The organism is Rhizobium sp. AQ_MP (assembly GCF_014237835.1).
Taxonomy (GTDB): domain Bacteria; phylum Pseudomonadota; class Alphaproteobacteria; order Rhizobiales; family Rhizobiaceae; genus Allorhizobium.
Window position 1 is genome coordinate 352,703 of sequence record NZ_JACJVI010000003.1, and the last position, 20,991, is coordinate 373,693.

Below are 20,991 nucleotides of genomic sequence, written 5' to 3' on the forward strand. Positions count from 1 at the left end.
CGCTCCGGCAACGGACAGTCTGCTGCCAGTAGGAAGTCGCTCCATCTGCTTCGCAAGCGACTTATTGTCGGGTTGAGCATTCCTAAAAGGAATGTTTCAGGCGTGCGCCTGCTTCAGCGGTGGCAGCGAGCTCTCGCTGATCTCACGACTCAGCCAGCGCCTCAGCGCCTCGACATGGGGAGACAGCGTCCGGTCGGTGCGAGTCACCAGCCAGTAGGATTCATGGCCCTCCACCTCGACATCGAGCACCTGGGTGAGTGCGCCCGTCTGCATCAGCGGTGTGACCATCGAGCGATCGGCGACGGCGACACCCAGCCCGTTGCAGGCGGCTTCGATGACGAGATCCAACAGGTCGAATTCCAGTCCGCCCTGCGTGTCGGTCTCTTGAAGGCCTGCCGCATCCAGCCAGCGCTGCCAGGTGAGATAACGCTGGTCGGCAGAGGCGAGCACATGCAGGAAGGTGAAGCGGGAGAGATCGATCGCTTCGCCATGCCTCATCCCTTCCATCAGGTGTGGGGCGCAGACGGCGATATGGCGTTCGGTAAACAGCCGTTCCGACTTGAGGCTCGGCCACTCGCCATTGCCGAACCGGATGGCGCAATCCAGCATGCCGCGTTCGGAAAGATTGTCCTCGAGATCGGTGGTGATGCTTAGATCGACGTCAGGCAGGAAGGCCCTGAGGCTCATCAGCCGTGGCATCAGCCACCGCTTGGCAAAGGTCGGCGGAACGTTGATACGCAGGCGGCGCAGATTGCTCTTCTCGCGGATGTTGCGAACCGTCATCTCCACCGTGTGGAAAGCCTGCTGCAGCGAAGCGAGCAGTTCGGCGCCGGAGGGGGTCAGCTCCAGGTGATGATGCCGGCGAATGACCAGTGTCTCGCCGAGCTGTTCTTCGAGATTGCGCACCTGTCGGCTGACGGCGCTCTGGGTGAGGTTCAGCAATTCGGCAGCACGCGTGAAGCTGCGCGTCTGGCCGACGACCTCGAACACCTTCATTGCAGACAGGGCGGGCAGCCGTCTCATGATCCCTTGAACATCCCCTTCAGAGCCTCGTCGCATTAAAGCAGAGGCGAACATCCTTCGCCATGCACATCTGACGCGAATGTGTCACGCTTTCTGCTATATCAGGTTGGTGGCATCGGATGACCGATGGCATAAGGCCCAGTCATTTCATGGTTTGGGGAGAAGACGCATGAAGATCGGCATCGTGGGTGCGGGAATGGTCGGCAGCTCGGCGGGTTATGCGCTGACTCTGATGGGACTTGCGAGTGAGATCGTGCTGATCGATCGCAACGAAGCATTGGCGGTCGCGCAGGCCGAGGACATCGCCCATGCGGTGCCTTTCATGTCCTCGACCGTGGTGAATGCCGGTCAGTACCGGGATCTCGAAGGTGCCGGCGTCGTCATCCTCGCGGCCGGGGTCAGCCAGAAGCCGGGCGAAACGCGTCTCGAACTTCTGGAACGCAATGCCGCCGTCTTTCGTGCCGTGCTGGCCGAGGTGCTACCCGTTGTCCCCGATGCCATCCTGTTGATCGCCTCCAACCCCGTCGACGTGATGACCCAGATCACCACGCGTCTCTCTGGCATCGATCCGCGCCGGGTGATCGGCTCCGGGACCATCCTCGATACCGCGCGGTTCCGCAGCCTGGTCGGACGCCATCTCGGGATCTCGCCGCAATCGGTGCATGCCTATGTGCTCGGCGAACATGGTGACAGCGAGGTTCTCGCCTGGACCAGTGCGCGCGCCGGCTCCGTGCCTCTGTCTTCCTTCGCCGCGCAGGTCGGGTCGCCACTGACAGCGGAGGTGCGCGCCCAGATCGACGACGGCGTGCGTAATGCTGCTTACAAGATCATCAACGGCAAGGGTTCGACCTATTACGGGATCGGAGCGGGTCTGGCGCGCATCGTCAAGGCCATCGCCCGCGATCAGCGGGACGTGCTGTCGGTTTCGATTTCGACGCCCGAAGTGGCGGGTGTGCGTGATGTCGCTCTGTCCATTCCGCGTGTGATGGGTGCAGACGGGGTGTTGGCGGATCTGTATCCGGATCTCGATGACGGGGAATATGCGGCCTTGAACCGCAGTGCGGCGCTTTTGAAGGAACGAGCCGACGCCATTCCTTTATAGGCAGCACAGCCTATATGTTAAGTGATCGCGCAACAGGGCTCCCTTTGCTTCCAAAGAACAGAACCTTCCACAACTGGACCTCGTCATGAATGAAACGCCGCCACTCACACCAGAGGCTTTAGAGGACTTCCTCTCGAAGGCGCGCGCCGCTAGCGGACTGCTGAAGGCATTGTCGCATGAGACGCGGCTGCTGATGCTCTGCATCCTGTGCCAGGGCGAAAAGTCTGTCACGGAGATCGAGCAGTTCCTCGGCATCCAGCAGGCCGTCGTTTCTCAGCAGCTCGCGCGTTTGAGAAGCGACAATGTCGTGCAGACCCGCCGCGAAGGACGACAGATCCATTACCGGATCGCCGATCCGCAACTCGCCGAACTGATTTCCGTGCTCTACAAGATGTATTGCGGGCCTACGCCCGTGACGCGTGATGTCGAGAGTGCGCTGACCGACGCCTGAGTTCGTCGGCACCGGCGAGGGGCATGAGGTATGATCGACAAGCTGGAATTCTTCATCGCGCTCGCCCGCCAGCAGCATTTCGGACGTGCCGCGGAAGAGTGCGGCGTGACGCAGCCGACGTTGTCTGCCGGCATACGCCAGCTCGAAGAGCAGCTCGGCGTGATGCTCGTGCAGCGCGGTTCCCGCTTTCTCGGCCTCACCCCGGAAGGCCAGCGGGTGCTCGAATGGGCGCGACGGATCGTTGGCGATACCCGTACCATGCGCGAGGAGATGCGGGCGGCGCGCCGGGGTCTGGCGGGTCACATTCGCTTGGCCGCCATTCCCACCGCGCTTGCCATGGTGCAGAAGCTCACCGAACCCTTCCAGACCCGCCATCCGGACGTCACCTTTTCCGTCCTGTCGCGCACCTCGCTGCAGGTTTTGAGCCTCTTGGAAAACCTCGAGATTGACGCCGGCATCACCTATCTCGACAACGAGCCGCTCGGGCGCGTCACCAGCGTGCCGCTCTACTCCGAACGCTATCACCTGATTACGGCTGTCGGCACGCCGCTTGCTGATTGCGATAGCGTCACTTGGAGCGAGGTGGCCGATCTCAGGCTCTGTCTCTTGACCGCCGACATGCAGAACCGGCGGATCATCAACCAACATCTGGCAGAGGCCGGGGTGACGCCGAAGCCGACGCTCGAATCCAATTCGATGATCGTGCTTTTCTCCCATATCCGGACCGGCAAATGGGCCTCGATCATGCCGAAGAATGTCGCGGAATCCTTCGGCTTCGGCGAGGAGATCCGGATGGTCCCGATCACCGCACCCGAGGCCGAGCATCTGGTCGGCCTGGTCGCCACCCATAGGGAGCCCTTTACGCCGCTGGTCTCGGGCTTGCTGCACGAGGCACGACTTCTGGCGGCCTCTCAAGCCTTCGATAGAAATCTTCTATCAAGCGACGGAAGCGCTGTATTGACCTCCTAAGCCCTGTCCCATCATCATCTCGCGATGAACGACCCTGCCAGAGCTCGGCAGGTGAGGAGGACAAGCATGAACATTCGTGTGGCTGCGGACGACGTCTCCGCCCGCATATCGGCTGTGATCGCCGAACTGCAGCATCTGGAGGGTCCAATGCTGCCAATCCTGCACCGCGTGCAGGAGGAATTCGGCTACATCCCGGAGGTCGCCAAGCAGATCATCGCCAGCGCGCTGAACCTGTCGCGCGCCGAGGTGCATGGCGTCATCACCTTCTACCACGATTTCCGCGCCCAACCGGCCGGGCGGCATGTGCTGAAGCTCTGTCGCGCCGAGGCTTGCCAGTCGATGGGCTGCGAGCCTCTGGCGGAGACGATCAAGGCGAAGCTGGGCATCGACTGGCACGAGACCACGCCCGACGGTGCCGTCACCCTGGAACCCGTCTTCTGTCTCGGCCTCTGTGCCCAGGCGCCGGCTGCCATGCTCGACGGTGAGCTGCATGCCCGCCTCGACGAGCACTGTCTTAGCGACATTCTGGCGGAGGTGCGCTCATGAGCGTGACCGTCTTCGTCCCCCGTGATGCGGCGGCCCTTGCCGTTGGTGCCGACAAGGTGGCGGCTGCCATCGAGCGCGAAGCCAGGGCGCGCGGCAGGGATGTCACCATCGTGCGCAATGGCTCACGCGGCATGCTGTGGCTGGAAGTGCTGGTCGAGGTCCGCACCGATCACGGCCGCGTCGCCTATGGTCCTGTCAAGGCTTCCGATGTGCCATCGCTCTTCGAAGCCGGCTTCCTTGATGGCGGCGAGCACCCGCTCGGTCATGGCCTGACCCACGACATCCCCTTCCTCAAGGGGCAGACGCGGCTCACCTTCGCCCGCTGCGGCGTTACCGATCCGCTGTCGCTCAATGACTACCGCCACTATCAGGGCCTCAAGGGTCTTGCCAATGCCATCGCCATGGCGCCGGCCGAGATCGTCAAACAGGTCACCGACAGCGGCCTGCGCGGTCGCGGTGGTGCCGGCTTCCCGACCGGCATCAAATGGAAGACGGTCGCGGACGCGAAGGCCGACCAGAAATACATCGTTTGCAATGCCGACGAGGGCGATAGCGGCACCTTTGCCGACCGGATGATCATGGAGGGTGATCCCTTCGTGTTGATCGAAGGCATGGCGATTGCGGGTATGGCGGTGGGTGCCACCAAGGGCTATGTCTATACCCGCTCCGAATATCCGCATGCCATCGCCATCATGGAAGAGGCGATCCAGATCGCGCGGCGCGAAGGCATCCTCGGCGCCTCGGTGATGGGTTCCCCTTACGCCTTCGACATGGAAGTGCGCATGGGCGCCGGCGCCTATGTCTGCGGCGAGGAAACCTCTCTGCTCAACTCGCTGGAAGGAAAGCGCGGCGTTGTCAGAGCCAAGCCGCCGCTGCCCGCGCTTCAGGGCCTGTTCGGCAAGCCGACCGTCGTCAACAATGTCATGTCGCTCGCCTCTATCCCTGTCATCATGGACCGTGGTGCTACGTTCTACCGCGACTTCGGCGTCGGCCGTTCGCATGGCACGATCCCGATCCAGCTCGCCGGCAATTTGAAGCATGGCGGCCTCTATGAGACCGCCTTCGGCCTGCCGCTCGGCCAGCTGATCAACGAGATCGGCGGCGGCACGATCTCCGGGCGTCCGGTCAAGGCCGTGCAGGTGGGCGGTCCGCTCGGCGCCTATTTCCCGCCTTCGCTGTTCGACACGATCTTCGACTATGAGGCCTTCACCGCTGCCGGTGGCCTGATCGGCCATGCCGGTGTCGTGGTCTTCGACGATACGGCCGATATGCTGAAACAGGCGCGCTTTGCCATGGAGTTCTGTGCGGTCGAAAGCTGCGGCAAGTGCACGCCCTGCCGCATCGGCTCGACGCGCGGCGTAGAGACGGTCGACAAGATCGCCCGCGGTATAGAGCCGGAGAAAAACAAGGTGCTGCTGGAAGACCTTTGCAACACCATGAAATTCGGTTCGCTCTGCGCGCTGGGCGGATTCACGCCTTATCCGGTGATGAGCGCGATGACGCATTTCCCAGAAGATTTTGTGCCGGCACCGGTTCGGGAGGCTGCGGAATGAGCTTCGTTTCTCTTTCGTCATCCTCGGGCTTGTCCCGAGGATCTACCGACTTTGCCAGACGGGGTACGTTCACAACTGAACCGGCTCCCAAAATTCAGACGCAGCAGATCCTCGGGACAAGCCCGAGGATGACGGCGGAAAGGTAAGCGCCATGCCCCTCGTTCCTGAAATCGACTACGGCACGCCCGCCTCGCGCTCCGAAAAACTGGTGACGCTCACCATCGATGGTCGCGAGATCACGGTGCCAGAGGGCACGTCGATCATGCGCGCCTCGATGGAGGCTGGCATTCAGGTGCCGAAGCTCTGCGCCACAGACATGGTCGATGCCTTTGGTTCCTGCCGCCTCTGTCTGATCGAGGTGGAAGGCCGCAACGGCACGCCCGCCTCCTGCACCACGCCCGTGGCACCCGGCATTGTCGTTCACACCCAGACGGAGCGGCTGAAGGCCATCCGCAAGGGTGTGATGGAGCTCTATATCTCCGACCATCCGCTCGACTGTCTGACCTGTGCGGCGAACGGCGATTGCGAGCTGCAGGACATGGCCGGTGCCGTGGGCTTGCGCGACGTGCGTTACGGCTATGAAGGCGAAAACCACGTGAAGGCACGATCTGCCGAGGGCGGGATCAATGCCCAGTGGATGCCGAAGGACGAGAGCAATCCCTATTTCACCTATGATCCGTCGAAATGCATCGTCTGTTCGCGTTGCGTGCGCGCCTGCGAAGAGGTGCAGGGTACGTTTGCGCTGACCATCGAGGGCCGTGGCTTCGACAGCCGCGTGTCACCCGGCGCGCATGAAGCCTTCCTCTCGTCGGAATGCGTTTCCTGCGGCGCCTGCGTGCAGGCCTGCCCGACCGCGACGCTGACGGAAAAGTCCGTCATTGCGATTGGCCAGCCAGAGCATTCGGCCGTCACCACCTGCGCCTATTGCGGCGTCGGCTGCTCCTTCAAGGCGGAGATGCGCGGCGAGGAACTGGTGCGCATGGTGCCGTGGAAGGATGGCCAGGCCAATCGCGGCCATTCCTGCGTCAAGGGCCGCTTCGCCTATGGCTATGCCAGCCACAAGGACCGCATTCTCAACCCGATGATCCGCGAGAAGATCACCGAACCCTGGCGTGAAGTGACCTGGGAAGAGGCCTATGCCCATGTCGCCTCCGAGTTCAAGCGCATCCAGTATCAGTATGGCCGCGAAGCCATCGGCGGCATCACCTCGTCGCGCTGCACGAATGAAGAGACCTATCTGGTCCAGAAGCTGATCCGCGCCGGTTTCGGCAACAACAATGTCGATACCTGCGCCCGCGTCTGCCACTCGCCGACCGGTTATGGCCTCGGCCAGGCTTTCGGCACCTCGGCCGGCACGCAGAATTTCGATTCCGTCGAGCATTCCGATGTCGTCGTCGTCATCGGCGCCAATCCGACCGATGGTCACCCCGTCTTCGGTTCGCGGCTGAAGAAGCGGCTGCGCCAGGGCGCCAAGCTGATCGTCATCGATCCGCGCCGTATTGACCTCGTACGCACGCCGCATGTGGAGGCGTCTTACCACCTGCCACTGAAGCCCGGCACGAACGTCGCTGTCTTGACCGCGCTTGCCCATGTCATCGTGACCGAGGGCCTGTTTGCCGAAGCGTTCATCCGCGAGCGCTGCGACTGGTCGGAGTTCGAGGATTGGGCAGCCTTTGTCTCCGAGCCGGAGCATTCGCCGGAGGAGACCGAAAAGTTCACCGGTGTGCCGGCTGCCGAACTGCGCGGTGCCGCACGCCTGTTCGCCACCGGTGGTAATGGCGCGATCTATTACGGCCTCGGCGTCACCGAACACAGCCAGGGCTCGACCACGGTTATGGCAATCGCCAACCTTGCGATGGTCACCGGCAATATCGGCCGGCCCGGCGTCGGCGTGAACCCGCTGCGAGGCCAGAACAATGTTCAGGGCTCCTGCGACATGGGTTCCTTCCCGCATGAACTGCCGGGCTATCGCCACGTCTCCGACGATGCGACGCGCGAGACCTTCGAAAAGCTCTGGGGCGTCGAGCTGAGCAACGAGCCGGGCCTGCGCATCCCCAACATGCTGGATGCTGCCGTCGATGGTTCGTTCAAGGGGATCTATATCCAGGGCGAGGACATCCTGCAGTCCGATCCCGACACCAAGCATGTCTCGGCGGGACTTGCCGCCATGGAATGCGTCGTCGTGCACGACCTCTTCCTCAACGAGACGGCCAATTACGCCCATGTCTTCCTGCCGGGCTCGACCTTCCTGGAAAAGGACGGGACCTTCACCAATGCCGAGCGCCGGATCAACCGCGTACGCCGCGTGATGACCCCGAAGAACGGCTATGCGGATTGGGAAGTGACCCAGAAGCTCGCCCAGGCCATGGGCCTTGCCTGGAACTACACCCATCCGTCGCAGATCATGGACGAGATCGCCGCGACCACGCCGAGCTTTGCCGGCGTCTCCTACGACTATCTGGAGAAGATGGGATCGGTGCAGTGGCCCTGCAACGAGAAATTCCCTGTGGGATCGCCGATCATGCATGTCGATGGCTTCGTGCGCGGCAAGGGCAAGTTCATCCGCACCGAATATGTGCCAACGGACGAACGCACTGGCCCACGCTTCCCGCTTCTGCTGACGACTGGCCGCGTTCTCTCGCAATATAATGTCGGCGCGCAGACGCGGCGCACGGAAAACAGTGTCTGGCATGAGGAAGACCGGCTGGAGATCCATCCGCATGATGCCGAACAGCGTGGCATCAAGAACGGGGATTGGATCAAGCTTGCCAGCCGTTCCGGTGACACCACGCTGCGCGCCCTGATCACCGATCGCGTGGCCCCGGGCGTGGTCTACACCACCTTCCATCACCCCAATACGCAGGCCAATGTCATCACCACCGACTTCTCCGACTGGGCGACCAATTGCCCGGAATACAAAGTGACCGCCGTGCAGGTCTCGCCGTCCAACGGCCCGACCGAGTGGCAGGAGGAGTATGAGGAGCTGAGCCGTCGTTCGCGGCGCATTGCCGGCAAGCTGGAAGCGGCGGAATGAGTGACGTGATCGGCTCCACGGCACGGATTGTCGGCGGGCTGAAGGCGAGCCACGGGCGCGTCTCCAGCAGCAGCCGGCTAGTGCCCGAGGAGGTGCCGATCGCCTTTTCCTTTGCCGGCTCCACCCATGCGGTGATGATGGCGACGCCCGATGATCTTGAGGATTTTGCCGTCGGGTTTTCGCTCGCGGAAGGCATTATCGAGGGGGCCGAGGATGTGCTTGCCATTGACGCCATTGAGGCGGGCGAGGGCATCGATGTGCAGGTGACGCTGAAAAAGCTGACGGCAGAGGCTCTGGTCGCCCGGCGTCGCCGCATGGCCGGACCTGTTGGTTGCGGGCTTTGCGGCATCGAGTCGATCGAGCAGGCGAGCCGTGCGGTGAAGCCGGTTGCTACCGAGGGCTTCCGCCTGTCTGCTCGGGACGTTTCCCAAGCCATGGCGCAGTTGACAGCGCGGCAGGATCTGAACCGCCAGACGCGCGCCGTGCACGCTGCCGGCTTCTACAGCCTGACAGACGGGCTTGTCGCGATCCGCGAGGATGTCGGCCGCCACAATGCGCTCGACAAGCTGGTGGGTGCCGTCGTCATCGGCGGCTGGGAGCCGGCCCAGGGGGCGGTCGTGGTCACGAGCCGTCTGTCCGTCGAGATGGTGCAGAAGACGGCAGCGCTCGGGGCGCCCGTGCTGATTGCCATTTCCGCACCGACAGCGCTTGCCATCCGCACCGCCGCGCAGGCCGGCATTACCTTGATCGGTATTGCGCGCGACGAGGATTTCGAAATATTCACCCGGCCGGACCGGGTGGCCGAGGGAGTACCGCTGCATGTCTGAAACCGGCACCGATGCCAAGCTGATCCGCATGGCCAATCAGATCGCCACTTTTTTTCTGTCTCAGCCGGAGGAGGTGCGCGCGGAGGGCGTGGCCACGCATATCAACAAGTTCTGGGAAACCCGCATGCGCCGTCGCTTTTTCGAACTGATGGCTGTCCCCGATGCCGGTTTCCTGCCGCTGGTGGTCGAAGCCGCCAGCCAGGTCAAGCGCCCGGGTGAGGCTGATGCCAGCGCCATCGGCGTCGGTCGCGACGCCGCGGATGGTGCCCCCGGTGGCAAAGGTGTGGCCGCAGGCGAATCGCTGTCGGAGCCGAGCATTCCGGAAACGACGCACTGATCGAGGCCCAGCCTCGTGGGGCATTGGCCATCGACCAGACGGGGCGCCAGGCGCGCTTCCCTCAGTTCAGCCAGAGATGGATGAGAGCGGCTTCCGGTGTCTGCGTGCCGCCGTTCTCGATGCCCGTGCTCCAGAGGCCGGCGCCAGCGGCGTATGCGCCAGGTGACAGACCGCCGGCCTCGCACTGGCTCACTGCCCGAAGGCGCTTTCCGTCTTTCACTGCCTGGCCAAGAACCTCCAGCAGCTCGGCATCGTTCATCGCCGTACCCGCGCCGAAGATCCGCAGCACCGCACCGTCGAGTTTGACCAGCATGGCCTCGACGGCCTCTGCGGGAATGCCCGGAGACAGCGTGAGGATCGCAAGCTTGCGGTTTTCGAAGGTCCGACGCTGCGGCGTGTTCGGTCTCGCCTGCGGCTGCGAGCGGAAGGCGTCTGCTTCGTGGCTGTGATGCTTCACCAGGCCATCGGCAGGGAGAAGCTTGCCGGCAAAGGCAAGTAGGACGCCGGGACCTACGGCCGTTGCAGCCTGAATCGCGAGATCGAGATTGCCTTCGGCATCGCCTTCCTGTCCGAGCGGCAGCATCGAGCCGCAGAGGATGACGCGCCTCGCCTCGCCGGCCAGGGCTTGGCTGAGCGCGGCACCGGTGAAGGCCATGGTATCGGTCCCGTGGGTGATGATCACGGCAGCGTCCGGATGGCTGCGAATCGCCTCCAGCATCCGGTTCCAGTGAGCAGGGCCGACATCGGCGCTGTCGAGCAGGGGATCGAAGACGTGGGCAATCAGTTCCGTACCCTCAGGCAGGCGCTTGCTGATCGCCTCTTCCACCAGGCCCTTGCGCGGCGCGAGGCCCTCGGGCGTTTCAGCCATGCCGATCGTGCCGCCGGTATGGATCAAAAGCAGTGTCATCGTCGCGCCTCCCAGGACTTTCGGGGTCTGGTAGGCCAGCAGCATGCCAAGATCAACCATCAGCATCAACGCGAAAGGGCAGCGCCGCGAAGCGCTGCCCTTTGGAAACGGAGTCGGTGACGCCCGATCAGGCAGCCATGTCTTCCAGGTCGCTACCCTTGAACATCTTGGCGAGGTTCAGGAAGCAGATCATGCCGTTTTCATTGGCGATGATGCCTTCGGAGAAGGTCTTGTCGAAGGAAGCGGAAACTTCCGGAACCGGCTGAACCTGGCTCGACGGGATGGTCAGGATGTCCGAAACGCGGTCGACCAGCATGCCGATGACCATGTTGTGGACTTCGGCAACGACGATGGCCGAACGTTCATTGGCAACCGTGCTCTTCATGCCGAGCTTGTAGGCGAGGTCGATGATCGGGATGACCGAACCGCGCAGGTTCATCACGCCGATGACATCTGCCGGCGCATGCGGGATCGGCGTCGACGGAGCCCAGCCGCGGATTTCGCGAATGGTGGTGGTCTTGACGCAGAACTCCTGATCATGAAGCCGGAAGGCGATGATCTCGAGGGTCTCACTGCCGAAGCTGGTGGAGCTGATAGTTGCCATTAGAAATCTTCCCAACCTTCCTGTACCTTGGCGGCAGCTGCGCCACCTGTGGCGCGAGCGACACTCGCCATGAGCTTGCGTGCCGGCGATGCAACGGGTGAGGCATCGGGACGCGCTTCCATGACTTTATGCGAAGAGTGTTGCCCAATTCTAAACTGCGCCACCAGTTCCCGCAGTGCAGCAGCCTGTTTTGCCAGGCTGTGGCTCGCGGCTGTCGATTCCTCGACCATGGCGGCATTCTGCTGGGTGTTCTGGTCCATGGCGTTGACCGCCTTGTTGATCTCGGCCAGACCGGTGGATTGCTCCCGAGACGCTTCCACGATCGCGACTACGTTGCGGTCGATATCCTGAACTTCCGTCACGATCTGCTGCAGTGCCTTGCCGGTTTCGCCAACGAGTTGCACGCCGGCTTTGACCTGATCGGACGAGGTGTTGATCAGCGCCTTGATTTCCTTCGCCGCCTTCGCCGAGCGCTGGGCGAGTTCGCGCACTTCCTGGGCTACGACCGCAAAGCCCTTGCCGGCCTCTCCGGCACGGGCAGCTTCGACACCGGCATTCAGGGCCAGGAGATTGGTCTGGAAGGCGATGTCGTCGATCACGCCGATGATGTTGGAGATTTCCTTGGACGAATTCTCGATCTGGCCCATGGCCTCGATCGCGTCCTTGACCACCACCCCGGACCGTTCCGCGCCACCCTTTGTGCGGGCGACGAGCTGGCCGGCCTCCACCGCTCGTTTCGCACTGTCGTTGACAGTCTGCGTAATCTGTTCAAGCGCGGCTGCCGTTTCTTCGACAGCGGCTGCCTGTTGTTCGGTTCGCTTCGCCAGGCTGTCGGAGGCCTCACGAATCTGGGCCGAACCCGAAGCGATGGCGTCTGTGTTGTGGCTGACATTTTGAATTGCAGCGGCAACACGCGCCATGGCGGCGTTGAAGTCGGTGCGAATCTGCTCAAGCGCCGGGATGAACGGCTTGTCGATCGTTGCCGTCAGGTCGCCATTGGCAAGGGAAGTCAAGCCTTTCGCAATCTCCTCGACGGCGTTGACGCGGCCGGTGATGTCGGTCGCATATTTCACCACCTTGAAGACGCGGCCACTGGCGTCGAAAATCGGATTGTAGGATGCCTGGATCCAGACGATCTTTCCGCCCTTCCCGATGCGCTTGAACTCCTGGGCCACGAAGTGGCCTGCTGCCAAGGTTTGCCAGAACTCGCGATAGGCTTCCGATCGCGTATAGTCCGGTTCGCAGAACATCGCATGATGCTTGCCTACGATCTCACCGAGTGTGTAGCCAAGCGTGGACAGGAAGTTTTCATTGGCTGCCAGGATCTCGCCTGTCGGCGTGAATTCGATCGTCGCCTGAACGCGCGAGATCGCGTCGAGCTTGCCAGCGTCTTCCGCTGACTTCAGCTTCGCTGCGGTGATGTCGGTGGCGAATTTCACCACCTTCCAGAGCTTGCCATTCTTGAAGACCGGGTTGTAGGTGGCCTGAATCCAGATCTCGCTGCCGTCCTTGCGAATGCGCTTGTATTCGCGGCTGTCGAACTCTCCGCGGTTCAGCATCGCCCAGAAATCGCGATAGTCCTGCGTGGCCGTATAGGCCGGATCGCAGAAGATGCGGTGATGCTTGCCCTTGATTTCCGCCAGGCTGTAACCCAGCGCCTGACAGAAGTTTTCGTTTGCCGTGATGATCGTGCCGTCGAGATTGAACTCGATGACGGCCTGCGAGCGACTCAATGCGTCTAGGACGGATCTGGATCCTTGTCCGGGAAGTGCGATCAATGCCATTTCAATCCCCCAATATGGCTGGCACCAACTGGTGCGGCTTGGGGGTAAATATTGACCACATGACCTTAAATAAGTGTCAATTTCTGTTGACGCATGTCCAATAAGATGGGCCAAAAACAACAATTAAAGGTCATGAGAACCGCTTTTTTCTTGATGAAAGTCAAGTTTAATACAAATTATCTGTCACATTTTAGTATGAAATCTTGAAGCAGCCGATCATCCGCCTCTCGTAGGACGATCCAGGATGCGACGGCCGAAGAGGCTCGCTGCGAGCTCAACCATCACCCGCGCGCTGCGCCCGCGGTCGTCAAGGAAGGGGTTCAATTCGACAAGGTCGAGCGAGGAGACGAGCCCACTGTCGTGGAGCAATTCCATGATCAGGTGCGCCTCGCGGAAGGTCGCGCCTCCAGGGACGGTCGTTCCGACACCGGGGGCAACGTCCGGATCAAGGAAGTCGACATCGAGGCTGACATGCAGCAGCGCACCGGCCGCGCGGACATCGGCCAGGATCCGCTTGACAATGCTGCCAATGCCTTCCTCGTCAATTGCGCGCATGTCGTAGACATTGACGGCGTTTTCGGAAATCAGACGGCGTTCTTCCTCGTCCACGGAGCGAATGCCGACCTGGTAAACGTGACGCGGATCGACGAAGGGCCGACCTGCCGGCAGGATCGGCGCGAATTCCGCCTTGCCGCAGAAGAAGGCGACCGGCATGCCGTGGATATTGCCCGAGGGCGAGGTCTCGGGCGCGTTGAAGTCGGAATGGGCGTCGAGCCATAGGACGTAAAGCGGGCGGCCCGCCTCGGCCGCATAGCGGGCCATGCCGGAGACGCTGCCCATGGACAGGCTGTGATCCCCGCCAAGCAGGATCGGCACGGCGCCGCCAGCTGCTGCATCGTAGGTCGCAGCTTCTATGGCGCGGGTGAAGGCGCCGACGACGGGAAGATGCCTGGCACGCTCCATCTCCTTCAGATCTCCGGCCGGGGCCGGACGCAGGTCACCGCGGTCTTCGACCTCGTAGCCTAGCTCGCGCATGGCGGATGCAATCCCGGCGATGCGATAGGCTGCCGGCCCCATGGCACAACCACCGCGGCCCGATCCCTCCTCGAGCGGTACGCCGATCAGTGCCACGGTCTTCTGCTGCTTGTGCATGGGTCTTCCTCGTTCAATGCTGTATTGCCATGATCGGCCAAAGTGACGTTGTCAAAAAGATGGAACTTCGTCACAAAGCGCTATACTTTGCGCAAATCGCAACCCGCATATGACAAATTGCAACGATGGATGATCTCGACCGCCATATCCTGGGCGCGCTACGCCAGAACGCGCGCCTGCCCGTGGCTTCGCTTGCCGCGATGACGGGGGCGTCGCGCGCGACGATTTCGGCGCGGATCGATCGACTGGTGGCGAACGGGACGATCGCGGCCTTCACCATCCTGACCGGCAGCGAGATCCAGCCCACGGGCGTGCGGGCGATCATCATGATCGAGGTCGTCGGAAAGTTTGCGGACCGCGTGGCGCATCAGCTGCGCGGCATGCCGCAAGTCCGCTCGCTTCACAGCACGAATGGCAAGTGGGACTTCATCGCGGAACTGGAAGAGCGGGATCTTGCAAGTTTCGACGAGACGCTGCGACGGATCCGGCTGATCGAGGGGATCAATTTCACCGAATCCAATATCCTGCTGAAAACCAGCAAGGTCACTTGAGCCGAACTCTCTCCGGTTCAGTATTCCTTTTCATAGAAGATGCCGCCACCGGCGCCGGATCCGCCGGCCTCACCCTTGAGCTTGAGCCCTCGCCCGATGTCCAGGTTGATCGTCGCCCTGGCGCCACCATTGCCGCCCTGCTGGAGCTGGATGTAGGTCCGGTCGTTCAGATACTTGCCTGCACTGATGCTGGTCCCGCCGGTCTCGTCGGTCGATACGTCGAGATCGTCGATGCCGAGTGTGCTGCGAAGAGACTGAAATAGCGAGGTGCCGCGTCCGCCGGCAAGCTGGGCGGCTGCGTCGGCGAGCTGGGCAATCTGCAGCGGCGAGAGGCGCGCCAGCGACTGGCCGAAGATCAGCTGCGCAAGAATTTCGTCCTGCGGCAGCGATGGGGTCGAACTGAAGGTAACCTGGGGATTGCTGGCGAGTCCCGTCAGCCGGATGACGATCGTTGCGTCGCCCGAGGTTGTTGTCGCCTCAAGGTCCAGCAGCGGCACGAGGTCGCCGCCGAAGGTAATCGTCGCACGGGTGATGGTTAGCCGCTTGGTGAGGATCTGCATCCGGCCGCGGCGCAATTCGAATGCACCAGAGACCTCGGGTGTCGCCGCGCTGCCCGTCAGCCTGATCGTTCCCCCAAGTTCCGCGTCGATGCCACGACCACGGACAAAGGTCTGGCTCGGAGAAGAAATGGTCAGGTCGAGAGCGATCGGAGCGCTGGAGGTCCGGCCCTCCGCCGGCTCCTGGTCCCGTCGCTGGCGCAAGACGGCTGTGGGGGCGTTGCGGTGCTCGATGTCGAGCGCCTGAAGACTTGCGGGACGGCTTTCAGACAAGGTGATCGATGTGCGGGACAAATTCACGGTACCTGCCAGCAGCGGCCCGTTCAGCAGAGATCCGGTCAGGGTAAGCCGCGCATCTGCCGTGCTGGTGACCGTGTTGCCGTCGACATAGACGGCCTGATCCAGATTGATCGTCAACTCGGACGGCAGGCCCGGATTCGAGATATCGATGAATCCCGTCACCGAAATCTGCCCGCCCGTGGCGAAGTTGCCGGTCAAACCACCGATCTCGGCGCGGGTGCCCGTCAGGTTTATGGTGGTTGTAATCTGCTCGATCGCCAGATTTCTGCGGACATCGACGACGCGGGCGCCGCTGGTGGACACGGTGCCGGTGATTGTCGGTTCGCCGCCGGTTCCGCCGACCGTCACGTTGACGCTGGCATTGCCTTCGGCCACGAAACCCTGAGCGCCAAGCTGGGCGTTGGCAGCCGAGAGCGGAACGTCGCCCTGAACACGGATGTCGAGGCCGGGGCCATTCTGCAGCGAAACCTGCCCGGCCGCCGTCAGGCCGATGCCGCCGCCGTTGATGCTGCTGTCGAGCGTAAGATTGCCGTTCTCGAATCGGCCGTTCGCGGTGACGCCGAGGGCAGCCAGGCCAGCACTGCGGGTCTGCGCGATCGCTGCTCCCTGCCAGTCGAGGCGATAGTCTGCAATCGGTGCTGCCGCAGTGCCGGAAATGGTGATCGTTCCCGAGATCGTGCCTTCGGGCGCAATTGCCGGCGCGAACGAGGCGGCAAGCGAGGCCGGCAAGGCCCTTATGTCTGCCTCGATATCGAGGGTGTCTGCGACGATGCCGGACACCGCGACCCGCCCAGCCCCTGCGGAGATGACCGTGTCCCCGATGGAGACACGTCCGTCCGACACTCGGATTGAGGTCGGCGATGCCAGCGCCAGTGCGATGCCGCGCGGGGCTGCAGTCAGCTCGTTGATGGCGACGGCCAGCCCGTCCGTGTCCTGGCCTAGAGAGCCGCGCAGAACCACGGGGGCATTGTCGTAACGTCCCGTCAGATCGAAATTCGTGTTGGTCCCTGATCGGGCGAAGGCAAGTTCCACCGCATTCAACCGGTTTTCGCCTGATGCGATGCTCTCGGCGCGTACGGTTCCCTCGGCTGCCAACGCCGTCACGTCTGTAACCCGCAGGTCGATGCTCGGGTCGCCAATGGTGAGCGTGCCCTGGCGGATGGCCGAGCCGGATGCTTCCACATTCGCCGAGATCCGCCCTTCACTTGAACGGAGCGCTATCTCCCCGCGCAGATCGCCGCTGACGGTCTGTCCAGCCAGCGCCGCAAGCAGGCTCAAGTCCGGAAAGTCGAAGGCGATCTGGCCGTTCGGCAACAGGTCCTGCCCGAGATCGAGAGCCCCGGTCAACCGATTTGGACCAATGGCAAGATCCAGCGCGTCGACCCGCGTCACGCCGTTGGTGCTGGCAAGCTGCGCTTTGGCATCCACAGCCTTTCCGTCGATCTGCCCGGTCGCGGTCAGTGAGGCGCTCGGCGCCTTGCGGTTTGCCACGCCGTCCAGCTGGAGATTGAAGTTTTCAAGGCGATAGCCGGCGGCCCGCCCCTCTTCGACGGCGAGGCTTACTGTCGCCTCAACGGAATCAAGGGGACCGGAGGCTGAGAGATTGAAGGCGGCAGGAGCTTCGATACGCTCGACGAACTGCCCGAGATCCCGAATTCGGCCGGTCAGGTCGGTTGCGAGCATTCCGTTCTGGTCGAGCGACAGGGATCCTTCCGCCTGGAGAATGTCGCTCGACAGGACGATGTCCCGGAGCGCTATGGCACGGGGGGCGACAAAGTCGATACGGGCCGAGAGATCAACGGGTTCGTTGACGCGGCTTGCAACTGCGGCCGGCAGCATGCCGGGTACCGCGCGCATCGCAAGACGCCCGCTGAAGCTGCTGTTTGCAAACGTAAACTGGCCGGCCCCCTGCAGGTCGAGACCATTGCTGTCAAGGACGAGGCCGTCGAAAGCGATCGCCTCTGAGGTCACGGTCAGCGGGGCCGTCAATGCCAGCGGTCCCCGGATATAGGGGCGAATGGCTTCGTCACGGATGTCCGTGCCCTGCACCGAGGCCACAACCGTGACCGATCCCGTGCGACCGGTGAGGTCGAAGCTGTTGCTTTCGGCAGCAAATGCGACATCCGCGAAGCTACCCTGGGGGACGCTGAGTTCGGCCAGATCGACCTTCGCGGATAGCTCTGCCGCCGGGGCCTGTCCGGTGACGGCCAGATCGAGACTTCTCAACCTGAAACTGCCGTTGAACTCGGGCGATCGAGACGTGATGAGGACAGGGTCTCCGGTCGCGCGGGTCGTCAGGGTCAGGTCATTCTGCCCGCCGGGGTCATAACGTCCGGCTGCAACCACCTCCGCCGAAGCGGTCGAGAAGCGGCCTCTCTCGATTGTCGCTGAGCCGTCTGCGCCCAAACGAGCGGCAATATCGATTGCGGTCTGACCAGCAAGCACGTCGCGCAGTTCCGGCGGAACCAGGGCCGAGAACGATCCGCCACCCCTTGCGGTTAGCGTCCGAGCACCGTCCCCTTCAAGCGCATGGGTGATGTCGACCGTGATGGTGCGCTCGCCGTCCAGGGATGCCGTGACCTTGCCTGCCCAATCATCGAGGGGACCATCCCCGTCGACTTTGATCGCCAGGGCCGGTTGTCCCGGCAACTGCAACCGCTGGCCGAGGAGACCCGACGGCGGTTCCTGATAGTCGAGGTTCATGCGCAGCTGGTTGTCGTTGGGGGCGTAAAGCAGGTCCACGACGGCGTTGTTGCCCGGGTCGTCCAGTCGCGTCGCCGTCAGGCGGCTTCCGATCGTGTCGCCGACGATGGTCAGTGAACCCTGGGCGGAGAGGGCAAGTTCGCGCTGGGCGAGTTTTGCGCCGATTGCAATCGATGGCAGGTCGACCGTCGCCACGTCGATTTCAACGGGGAGCGAGAAGGGTTCGTCACTGTCCGGCACCGGCTCGGTCGAGGGCAGCGGCGCCCTGTCGATGGTGACCTGTCGTGCGGAAATGCGATCGGCAGTGAAGCGTTTGCGGATGAGGTCACGCGGGGTCCAGTCGAGGGCAAGATCCTCGACCGTGGCATAGACGCCCTGGCTGTCTGCGATCGTGATACGGTCGACAGAGAACTGGCTGGTGAGCAGGGGTCCGGTGCCGCTTAAGGAAATCTGCCGGTTGTCTGTCGAGACGAGCGATGCGATTTGATCCGCAAGAAACTGGCTGCCCGTTCGCGAAAAGCCGCCGACGAGAATGACCACGACAAACAAGGCGATGAGGGCCGCAACGAGGCCGCCCAGCAGGCGAATCGTCCAAATCAGGATGCGCTTCAACCAGTTCATGTTCAGTGTCGTCCTGTCTTGCCTGGTCAGAAGCTCTGGCCGATGCCGGCGTATATGGCATAACGGTTGCCACCGGCATACGGATCCAGCGGAACCGCCACGTCGAGCCGAAGAGGACCAAAGGGGGTCATGTAACGCAGGCCCACGCCTGCGCCCATCTTGATGTCATTGAAATCGGGCACTGAGGTGTCCGTGACTGTGCCGATGTCAAGAAAGGGCACGATGCCGATGGTCTCGGTGACGTTGATGCGGGCTTCGAGGTTGGCCGTCACATATGAGCGACCGCCGGTGCCGCCACCTGCTGCGGTTCTCGGCGTGATTTCCTGGAAAGAATAACCACGGACCGAACCGCCGCCGCCGGCAAAGAAGCGCCGGGTCGCAGGGATGGCCGAGAGGTCTCCGCCGCCAACCAGGGTGCCGGCGTTCAGGCGACCTGCGAGCACGAAACGGTCTTCCTCGCCAAAGCCCAGATAGGCCGAGATCGACCCTTCCAGCGAAGAGAAGATCGTCTGGCCGAAGAACTCGTAGCTCGGCGTCAATGTCAGCGTGCCGTAATGGCCCTCGGTGGCGTTCAGCCGATTGTCGCGCGTGTCCCGGACATAGCCGATCGGCACGCCGAAAGTCAGGTATTCCTTGCCCTTGCCGAACGCGTCGTCGATGCTGTCGTAGGCAAGCGAGACGCCCGCATTGACACTGTCGGCGTCCGTCAGTTCATAGGCATAGGAAACCTTGCCAGTCACCGTGGCCGCGTCATAGTAGTCCGTCTTGAGCGTGCTGCCCTTGACGCTGGCCTCCAGCGTTCCCGAGGGGACAAAGGCGCCGGGTTTGATGAACGTGATCCCGGCCGTATAGTCGAGCGAGGAGACATCGCTGACGTTCTTGAGCTCTCCCAGGCCCCGCACCGAGCCTTCGATCCTCAGCGATTCTGCCTGGCCGAAGAGATTGCGGTGCCCCCAGTATCCCTCGATCCCGCCACCGTCGAGCGAGGAATAGCTGGCGCCGATGCCAAAATAGCGGTGCTTGCCCTCCGAGACGGTTATGCCGATCGGCAGCGATCCGCTCGGATCCAAGCTTTCCGCCTCATCGATTGTGACAGACGAAAAGACGCCAAGGGTGCGCAGGCGTTCTCCTGCCTTGCGCAATTGCTCCGGCGAATAGGTCTGACCTGGCCTCAGGCGCGAGTAATATGCGACGAAGTTCGAATCCACGGCCCGTGCGCCCTTGACGGTGACGGCACCGAGCGGAGCGACCGGGCCAGCCTCGACGGCGATCGTCAGATCGACCGTCTTCGTTGCATGGTCGGCGACAACGTCGCGGCGGGTCACTTCAGTCAGCGGGCGTCCTTGCTCCCTCAGGCTCTCGGCGATTTGTTCCGCCGACTTCAGGATCACAAGCGAGCCGGCGTTCCCGCCCCGTTCCAGGCCGAATTCCTCCGGGTTCAGACCCGCAGCATCGCCTTCCAGGCGAACTTCGCCCAAAGTGAAGGTCTGGCCGGGATCGATGCTGATCGCGACTGGCACCGGTCTGGAACGATCGAAGACCGGGTTTGGCGGCAGGCTGTCGATATCCCGACCGTCGATCGTCACGGTGACGATACCGCCATAAAGCGCGTTTTCGTAAAGCGTCGCGATCAGACGATCGCGGTCGTCCCGTGCCTTTATCACGAGGCCGAGATCGCCGGAGACAGGCTGCTCCTCATCGGCAAGCAATAGCGAGGTGCGCTCCAGCGATTTTTTCAGAGCCCGATCGGCATCGCCTGTGTCGAGGGTAATGGTGTAGCCGACGGGATCAATGACGTCGCGGTCGGCTTCGTCACTGCCGAACAGCCGAAAGCCGAAAAGCTCGAAGGCGCGAGCCTCCGAGGCGATCCCGATGGAGAAGGGGCTCGCGACGGTCAGAGCAAGTCCGAGCCGGAACGCATGACTAAACTTCGGCAATATCCATCCACTCGGTCTCGGCATTTCGCTTTC

Annotated in this window: 16 protein-coding genes; 9 read left to right on the plus strand and 7 right to left on the minus strand. The window is 62.6% G+C overall.

The features are described from left to right. Positions 1–96 precede the first annotated feature (96 nt). Entirely contained in the window at positions 97–1,023 is a 927-nt protein-coding gene (locus H6M51_RS07375) for a LysR substrate-binding domain-containing protein (RefSeq protein WP_246780429.1), read from the minus strand. 169 nt (positions 1,024–1,192) lie between these two features. Between H6M51_RS07375 and H6M51_RS07380 the strand changes: the two genes are divergently transcribed. The 8 genes from H6M51_RS07380 to H6M51_RS07415 all read left to right on the plus strand — a co-directional run bounded on the left by H6M51_RS07380 (position 1,193) and on the right by H6M51_RS07415 (position 9,842). Next, a complete protein-coding gene (locus tag H6M51_RS07380) occupies positions 1,193–2,125 on the plus strand; it encodes an L-lactate dehydrogenase (protein WP_185809222.1) in 933 nt (310 codons plus the stop codon). Positions 2,126–2,210: 85 nt separating this feature from the next. Further along, on the plus strand, positions 2,211–2,576 hold the full coding sequence (locus H6M51_RS07385; protein ID WP_185809223.1) for a metalloregulator ArsR/SmtB family transcription factor: 366 nt from the start codon (positions 2,211–2,213) through the stop codon (positions 2,574–2,576). Positions 2,577–2,606: 30 nt separating this feature from the next. Next, on the plus strand, positions 2,607–3,545 hold the full coding sequence (locus tag H6M51_RS07390) for a LysR family transcriptional regulator (RefSeq protein ID WP_185809224.1): 939 nt from the start codon (positions 2,607–2,609) through the stop codon (positions 3,543–3,545). A gap of 66 nt (positions 3,546–3,611) precedes the next feature. Further along, complete coding sequence (locus H6M51_RS07395) at positions 3,612–4,091, plus strand: formate dehydrogenase subunit gamma (RefSeq protein WP_185809225.1); 480 nt, start codon at positions 3,612–3,614, stop codon at positions 4,089–4,091. Then, positions 4,088–5,644 carry an NADH-quinone oxidoreductase subunit NuoF gene (locus H6M51_RS07400; RefSeq protein WP_185809226.1) on the plus strand — a complete coding sequence of 519 codons (1,557 nt, stop codon included), beginning with the start codon at positions 4,088–4,090 and terminating at the stop codon, positions 5,642–5,644. Before H6M51_RS07395 ends, H6M51_RS07400 begins: the two co-directional genes overlap by 4 nt. Before the next feature lie 151 nt (positions 5,645–5,795). Next, positions 5,796–8,678 carry a formate dehydrogenase subunit alpha gene (gene fdhF, locus H6M51_RS07405; RefSeq protein WP_185809227.1) on the plus strand — a complete coding sequence of 961 codons (2,883 nt, stop codon included), beginning with the start codon at positions 5,796–5,798 and terminating at the stop codon, positions 8,676–8,678. After that, positions 8,675–9,505 carry a formate dehydrogenase accessory sulfurtransferase FdhD gene (gene fdhD, locus H6M51_RS07410; protein WP_185809228.1) on the plus strand — a complete coding sequence of 277 codons (831 nt, stop codon included), beginning with the start codon at positions 8,675–8,677 and terminating at the stop codon, positions 9,503–9,505. The genes fdhF and fdhD overlap by 4 nt, the downstream gene beginning before the upstream one ends. Beyond that, the gene (locus H6M51_RS07415) at positions 9,498–9,842 is read left to right on the plus strand and encodes a formate dehydrogenase subunit delta (protein ID WP_185809229.1); all 345 of its coding nucleotides are present in this window, start codon (positions 9,498–9,500) and stop codon (positions 9,840–9,842) included. The genes fdhD and H6M51_RS07415 overlap by 8 nt, the downstream gene beginning before the upstream one ends. Before the next feature lie 61 nt (positions 9,843–9,903). On the opposite strand, the gene H6M51_RS07420 is transcribed toward H6M51_RS07415, so the two are convergent. From H6M51_RS07420 to rocF, 4 genes are all read right to left on the minus strand, one after another. Continuing rightward, positions 9,904–10,749 carry an asparaginase domain-containing protein gene (locus H6M51_RS07420; protein ID WP_185809230.1) on the minus strand — a complete coding sequence of 282 codons (846 nt, stop codon included), beginning with the start codon at positions 10,747–10,749 and terminating at the stop codon, positions 9,904–9,906. A 127-nt stretch (positions 10,750–10,876) separates the two neighbouring features. Beyond that, positions 10,877–11,353 (minus strand): chemotaxis protein CheW, encoded by a 477-nt coding sequence (locus H6M51_RS07425; RefSeq protein WP_185809231.1) that lies wholly within the window; start codon positions 11,351–11,353, stop codon positions 10,877–10,879. After that, the gene (locus H6M51_RS07430) at positions 11,353–13,137 is read right to left on the minus strand and encodes a PAS domain-containing methyl-accepting chemotaxis protein (protein WP_185809232.1); all 1,785 of its coding nucleotides are present in this window, start codon (positions 13,135–13,137) and stop codon (positions 11,353–11,355) included. Before H6M51_RS07430 ends, H6M51_RS07425 begins: the two co-directional genes overlap by 1 nt. A 216-nt stretch (positions 13,138–13,353) precedes the next feature. Next, the gene (gene rocF, locus H6M51_RS07435; RefSeq protein ID WP_185809233.1) at positions 13,354–14,289 is read right to left on the minus strand and encodes an arginase; all 936 of its coding nucleotides are present in this window, start codon (positions 14,287–14,289) and stop codon (positions 13,354–13,356) included. A gap of 125 nt (positions 14,290–14,414) precedes the next feature. Here rocF and H6M51_RS07440 point away from each other — a divergent pair, with 125 nt between their 5' ends. Next, positions 14,415–14,840 carry an Lrp/AsnC family transcriptional regulator gene (locus H6M51_RS07440; RefSeq protein ID WP_185809234.1) on the plus strand — a complete coding sequence of 142 codons (426 nt, stop codon included), beginning with the start codon at positions 14,415–14,417 and terminating at the stop codon, positions 14,838–14,840. Between the two features lie 17 nt (positions 14,841–14,857). Here H6M51_RS07440 and H6M51_RS07445 read toward each other — a convergent pair whose 3' ends face one another. Both H6M51_RS07445 and H6M51_RS07450 read right to left on the minus strand, forming a co-directional pair. Next, on the minus strand, positions 14,858–19,021 hold the full coding sequence (locus H6M51_RS07445) for a translocation/assembly module TamB domain-containing protein (protein ID WP_185809235.1): 4,164 nt from the start codon (positions 19,019–19,021) through the stop codon (positions 14,858–14,860). A 26-nt stretch (positions 19,022–19,047) separates the two neighbouring features. Next, complete coding sequence (locus tag H6M51_RS07450) at positions 19,048–20,982, minus strand: autotransporter assembly complex family protein (protein ID WP_185809236.1); 1,935 nt, start codon at positions 20,980–20,982, stop codon at positions 19,048–19,050. Between the last annotated feature and the right edge of the window lie 9 nt (positions 20,983–20,991).

Bases quoted from the DNA above. Each gene is read 5' to 3' on its own strand.
- fdhD (WP_185809228.1), top strand. From the start codon at position 8,675: ATGAGTGACGTGATCGGCTCCACGGCACGGATTGTCGGCGGGCTGAAG.
- H6M51_RS07385 (WP_185809223.1), top strand. From the start codon at position 2,211: ATGAATGAAACGCCGCCACTCACACCAGAGGCTTTAGAGGACTTCCTC.
- H6M51_RS07430 (WP_185809232.1), bottom strand. From the start codon at position 13,137: ATGGCATTGATCGCACTTCCCGGACAAGGATCCAGATCCGTCCTAGAC.
- H6M51_RS07415 (WP_185809229.1), top strand. From the start codon at position 9,498: ATGTCTGAAACCGGCACCGATGCCAAGCTGATCCGCATGGCCAATCAG.
- H6M51_RS07445 (WP_185809235.1), bottom strand. From the start codon at position 19,021: ATGAACTGGTTGAAGCGCATCCTGATTTGGACGATTCGCCTGCTGGGC.
- H6M51_RS07420 (WP_185809230.1), bottom strand. From the start codon at position 10,749: ATGACACTGCTTTTGATCCATACCGGCGGCACGATCGGCATGGCTGAA.
- rocF (WP_185809233.1), bottom strand. From the start codon at position 14,289: ATGCACAAGCAGCAGAAGACCGTGGCACTGATCGGCGTACCGCTCGAG.
- H6M51_RS07380 (WP_185809222.1), top strand. From the start codon at position 1,193: ATGAAGATCGGCATCGTGGGTGCGGGAATGGTCGGCAGCTCGGCGGGT.
- H6M51_RS07440 (WP_185809234.1), top strand. From the start codon at position 14,415: ATGGATGATCTCGACCGCCATATCCTGGGCGCGCTACGCCAGAACGCG.
- H6M51_RS07400 (WP_185809226.1), top strand. From the start codon at position 4,088: ATGAGCGTGACCGTCTTCGTCCCCCGTGATGCGGCGGCCCTTGCCGTT.
- H6M51_RS07425 (WP_185809231.1), bottom strand. From the start codon at position 11,353: ATGGCAACTATCAGCTCCACCAGCTTCGGCAGTGAGACCCTCGAGATC.
- H6M51_RS07390 (WP_185809224.1), top strand. From the start codon at position 2,607: ATGATCGACAAGCTGGAATTCTTCATCGCGCTCGCCCGCCAGCAGCAT.
- H6M51_RS07395 (WP_185809225.1), top strand. From the start codon at position 3,612: ATGAACATTCGTGTGGCTGCGGACGACGTCTCCGCCCGCATATCGGCT.
- fdhF (WP_185809227.1), top strand. From the start codon at position 5,796: ATGCCCCTCGTTCCTGAAATCGACTACGGCACGCCCGCCTCGCGCTCC.
- H6M51_RS07375 (WP_246780429.1), bottom strand. From the start codon at position 1,023: ATGAGACGGCTGCCCGCCCTGTCTGCAATGAAGGTGTTCGAGGTCGTC.
- H6M51_RS07450 (WP_185809236.1), bottom strand. From the start codon at position 20,982: ATGCCGAGACCGAGTGGATGGATATTGCCGAAGTTTAGTCATGCGTTC.